The following is a 4,086-nucleotide window of genomic DNA, read 5'->3' on the forward strand; positions in this document are numbered from 1 at the left end:
CATTCGGTTTCTTCGGAGCCGCAAACCTAGAACCGGTGCACCGGTGGCGCTTGTCCGTCAGTGCACTGGCGATGTTGCGGCGACGCACTGCGTACGGCACCTCCCACGATGTGGGTCATGAGCCTGCTGGACAGGGCGGTTGCACTCGACGTTGCAAGTCACGGGCCTGATGGAAAGAGCAGGTACTCGTGCCGATCGCTGGCGGACATCCGCGGTGCAGACCGTCCGTGTGTCGACCAGATGCTTGGCCGGGAACTACGCCTGCCGTTCGTCGGCCCGGATCACCTGGGAGACCAACCGGTCGATGTAGCCGTCGTCCCTCTGCTCGGCAAGCCTTGGTCGCGTCCACATGGTTGGGCACACCGGCACGGGTGCGGCGCTCGGCATCCCCACTGTGCCGGTCCCTGTCTTTCGCTGTTCGCTCTCGAACAAGCCCCCGTGCGTCGGCGGACTCAGGCTCGTTGTCGGGCCGCTCTAGCGTCAGCAGGTCAGTCCATGCCGGAGAGTCGGCGGAACGAGGAGAGGCATGAGCGCCAACGAGCAGGCGGATGTGGTGGTCGTCGGGCTGGGGCCGGGCGGCGAGTATGTCGCCGGCACGCTGGCCGAAGCGGGACTGGACGTGGTGGGCGTCGAGGCAGAACTCGTCGGTGGCGAGTGCCCGTACTGGGCATGTGTGCCCAGCAAGGTGTCGATCCGGGCCGGGTACCCGCTCGCCGAGGCGGCCCGGATACCTTGCTTCGCCGGCGAAGCGGTCGTGATTCCTGACTGGATCAGGGTCGCCGGACGGATCCGGAACGAGGCCACCGATGACTGGAACGACCAGGTGGCCGCGGACCGCTTCACGGCGAAGGGCGGTCGACTTGTACGAGGGGTGGGGCGTCTCGCCGGGCCGCGCCGTGTGGCGGTCGGTGACCGTACGTTCGAGGCCCGGCGTGGTGTTGTGCTGGCCACTGGTACCCGGCCCTGGATACCACCGGTTCCAGGTCTGGAGGGAACGCCCTACTGGACCTACCGGGACGCCATAGCCGCCAAGGAACTACCAGCGTCCATGGTGGTGCTCGGCGGGGGCGCCATCGGCGTTGAACTCGCCCAGGTCTTCGCCCGCTTCAAGTGCTCGGTCACGTTGATCGAGAGGCAGGACCGGCTGCTGTCCAAGGAGGAGCCCGAAGCAGGACAGCTGGCCGCGCAGATGCTGCGCGCTGACGGTGTCACCGTTCTCACGGACACCCGGGCGCGGCTGGTCAGCCATGCCGGCACCGAGTTCACCGTCCGCCTTGAGGACAGTAAGCAGCTGCTGAGTGCCGAACGGCTCCTGGTAGCCACCGGAAGCCAAGCTGACCTGACCCCGCTGGCCGTCGACACGGTGAGGCTTGATCCGACGGCGGGAGCCGTTCCCACGGACGGGCAGATGCGGGCCGGGGAGGCACTGTGGGCGGTCGGCGACATCACCGCCCGGGGCTCCTTCACCCATGTGTCCATGTATCAGGCGGAGATCGCAGTCCGGGACATCCTTGGGCAGCCCGGACCCGACGCCGACTACCGGGTGCTGCCCCGCGTCACGTTCACCGCCCCGGAGATCGGGGCCGTGGGGCTCACGGAGCGCCAGGCACGTGACCTAGGGCTGCGGGTGCGTACGAGCGTGGTGACTGGGGCTTCCTCCACCCGCGGCTGGACCCACGGGCCGGGCAACGAGGGGTTCATCAAGCTCGTCGAGGACGCCGACCGAGGCGTGCTGATCGGGGCGACCTCTGCGGGGCCGGTGGGCGGAGAGGTGCTGTACGGGCTGAACGTGGCCGTCCATGCCGAGGTACCCGTCGACCGGCTTCGGCGCATGATCTACACGTATCCCACTATCCACCGGACCATCGAGGCTGCCCTGGGAGTCCTCCGCTGAACGGCCCCCCGATCATGCGAGCGGACCCGAACGCCAAGCGGTGGCGCACCTTGGTGGGCCGTGACCCCGGCGAGCCGCACTGGTCCGCCACCTCGCTGGAGCTCTTCTTCGACCTGTGCTTCGGCCGCGTCGTGGCTGTGCGCTGCGCTGTCCGATCCCGCCCGGCCCAGAACCACGTCGCGCTTCGCCATCGAGGTGGCGGTGTGTCAGCTCGGCTGGCTGGGGTTGTTCTTCGTCCCTGTGCCGGTGCGGCTGCCTGGAGTCGTTGTGCTGATTGTGGCCGGGGTGGCCGTTCCCGTGTGGGCGCAGTCCGCGGGGATGACGCCTTGGCATCCGCACCACATCGCCGAGCGCTACGAACTCCCTCATCGCACCTCCCGCCCGTCACAACGGAAAGGAAGCCGTATGCGCAGGCTGCTGAATGATGCGGTACGCACGCTGGCACCGCCCGGAGAGGACCGTCATGGCCCGCTGCCTCCCCTGATGCTGACACTGACGGTGGTCACCGGTCTGGTCGACGCAGTGAGTTATCTGGCGCTCGGGCACGTCTTCGTAGCCAACATGACCGGCAACGTGGTGTTCTTGGGGTTCGCGTTGGTGGGCACCGCGAATCTGTCCGCGCTCGCTTCCGCCGTCGCGCTGGCGGCGTTCCTCTTCGGCGCACTCGCCGGGGGGAGGCTCGGCACCCGCTTCGCGACGCACCGCGGAAACCTGCTGAAGACGGCCACCGCAGTGCAGACGGTGCTGGTCGCCGTTACCGTGGCTGCCGTTGCGGTCACCGGCGGCCGGATCACCACCGGGGTCCAATACGCCCTGATCGTGTTCCTCGGCCTCAGTATGGGCCTTCAGAACGCGGTCGCCCGACGCCTCGGCGTCCCGGACCTCACCACGACCGTACTGACCCTGACCCTGACCGGGCTGGCCGCGGATTCCATCCTGGCCGGCGGTGCGGCGCCGCGGCCCGGCCGACGCATCCTGTCCGTGCTGGCGGTGCTCCTCGGCGCCTTCGTCGGAGCCCAGCTGGTTCTGCACGGCCACCTCGTGCTCACGCTGAGCCTGGCTCTGATGCTCCTCGCCCTCACCTCCGCGGCCACCCACCGCCTCTCGGCCGGCGACCCCGCCTGGACGCGGCCACTGTCCTGAGAGCAGGCATCGCCTGCCCCACAGGATGCGCACCGGGATACGCCTGAGCCCCCCGGACCAGGGAGCTCAGGCGTACCCGTGTCCCCGCTCAGGGACGTGGAAAGTTGCCCAGGTCAGCCCGAGCCAGGTGGACATTGCGGCCACTCCCTCCAGTCAGGACCGTCCGGCTCGCCGAGAGCACGAAGCCACTGATCTGCTCGGCGGCGATCTTTGGTGGCATGGCGAGCGCGGCGGGATTAGTGACCACGTCGACCAGCGCGGGCCCCTCATGCGCGAAGGCCGCGCGCAGCGCGTCACGCACCTGGGCAGGCTTTTCCACCCAGATGCCGCGCGCACCGGCGGCCGTGGTGATGGCCGCGTAGTCGGTGTGCGGCTAACTCGTGGCATGCGGAGGCAGGCAGTCGGCCCTTATCTCCGCGGCCAAGCACCGTCGGCACGGGGCGAACGTGCAGGTGGTCACCGATCCACATGGCGAGGTGCTGTGGTTGTCACCTGCCTTGCCGGGGCGCTGTCATGACCTGACCGCGGCCCGTGCCCACCGGATCATTAGGATCTGCGAGCGCCAAGGGATACCGAGCCTGGCCGACCGCGCTTACATCGGTGCTGGCGTGTGGGTGACCACACCGGCCAGACGGCCCGCGGGAGGTGAGCTGTCACTCACCTAACAGACCGTCAACCTGGCGCTGTCGAGGGCGCGGGCCCCAGCCGAGAGTGGAGTCGCCCGTCTGAAGTCCTGGCACATCATCAGACGAGCACGGTGCAGCCCGCATCGAATGATGTCAATCGCTGCAGCAGTCCTCACGCTGGAGCGGCAGCGCTGAAAGACCTCACCGATCGGGCGAGATCCGCCATACCCCTGGGCTCATCATCGTGCGGGATTTCCTGCCGCGCGGTGCCTGACAATGTCCTCGCGGCGTTCCGCTTCCGTGTAGCCGCCCCAGACTCCGTAAGGCTCGCGAGAGGCCTTGGCGAAGAGAGCACAAGGGGAGCTGACCGGGCAGGTTCGGCAGATCGCACGTGCCGCCTCTTCCCGCCGTCGACGTGCAAGG

3 protein-coding genes and 3 pseudogenes are annotated in these 4,086 nt (G+C 68.5%); 4 read left to right on the forward strand and 2 right to left on the reverse strand.

The annotated features are described in order from the left end of the window. Positions 1-526 precede the first annotated feature (526 nt). The 3 genes and pseudogenes from LQ326_RS46820 (at position 527) to LQ326_RS46825 (ending at position 3,037) form a co-directional block, all read left to right on the forward strand. Positions 527-1,894, forward strand: a complete 1,368-nt coding sequence (locus LQ326_RS46820; protein WP_234545315.1) for a dihydrolipoyl dehydrogenase family protein — start codon at positions 527-529, stop codon at positions 1,892-1,894. A gap of 60 nt (positions 1,895-1,954) precedes the next feature. Then, positions 1,955-2,245, forward strand: a pseudogene (locus LQ326_RS49055) (low temperature requirement protein A); the annotation flags it as partial. Between the two features lie 54 nt (positions 2,246-2,299). Then, entirely contained in the window at positions 2,300-3,037 is a 738-nt protein-coding gene (locus tag LQ326_RS46825; protein ID WP_234545316.1) for a YoaK family protein, read from the forward strand. An 88-nt stretch (positions 3,038-3,125) separates the two neighbouring features. Here LQ326_RS46825 and LQ326_RS46830 read toward each other — a convergent pair. Beyond that, positions 3,126-3,407, reverse strand: a pseudogene (locus LQ326_RS46830) (thiamine pyrophosphate-dependent enzyme); the annotation flags it as partial. A gap of 46 nt (positions 3,408-3,453) precedes the next feature. On the opposite strand from LQ326_RS46830, the pseudogene LQ326_RS46835 reads away from it, so the two are divergent. After that, positions 3,454-3,858 (forward strand): annotated as a pseudogene (locus LQ326_RS46835) (transposase family protein); the annotation flags it as partial. 44 nt (positions 3,859-3,902) lie between these two features. Here LQ326_RS46835 and LQ326_RS46840 read toward each other — a convergent pair. Further along, the coding region (locus tag LQ326_RS46840; RefSeq protein ID WP_268208453.1) for a WhiB family transcriptional regulator at positions 3,903-4,086 on the reverse strand (184 nt) is incomplete at its 5' end.

Origin of the sequence: Streptomyces shenzhenensis (genome assembly GCF_021462265.1) — a bacterium.
GTDB lineage: Bacteria > Actinomycetota > Actinomycetes > Streptomycetales > Streptomycetaceae > Streptomyces > Streptomyces shenzhenensis.